The 437-nt window shown below is 37.8% G+C and carries 1 protein-coding gene; it reads left to right on the top strand.

Annotated features, from left to right (window positions below; all coding sequences use genetic code 11):
- The coding region (locus GBN19_RS15575) for a transposase domain-containing protein (protein WP_151778716.1) at positions 1 to 95 on the top strand (95 nt) is incomplete at its 5' end.
- Positions 96 to 437: the final 342 nt, after the last annotated feature.

Raw genomic sequence — 437 nt, 5'->3', positions numbered from 1 at the left:
CCTATTTAAGTGATGTGCTGAAAAGGCTGCCGACACATAAAGTGACCCAGATTGAAGAGTTACTGCCACACTGCTGGAAACCTAAATTGAATTAAAAATTGGTATGGGATTCAGCGGACGCTTACATAGATTTGAATAGAGCGGTTAAAAACTCAGGTGGAGCATTGTAAAAGTCATGCGCAAGCTCAATGCACGTAATTCTGAAATTAAATGCACCATAATTTTTCTTAAGCGCATGAACAATTTTATGAATGTACTTTTTATTGTTCACGTCATGAATACGAATGTTAAATTTATATGAAGCTACACTATGAACCGTACCGGGTTTGTCGGAGACTTTTTTATTTAAGTTAGGCCACCTGACCTAACGGGTTAATCTTATCATAGTACATTGCTTCAAACTCAAAAGGCGATACATAACCCAGTGCACTGTGTAC

Source organism: Acinetobacter brisouii (assembly GCF_008993995.1).
Classification (GTDB): Bacteria; Pseudomonadota; Gammaproteobacteria; order Pseudomonadales; family Moraxellaceae; genus Acinetobacter; species Acinetobacter brisouii_A.
This window is presented reverse-complemented; position numbering and strand designations above follow the sequence as displayed.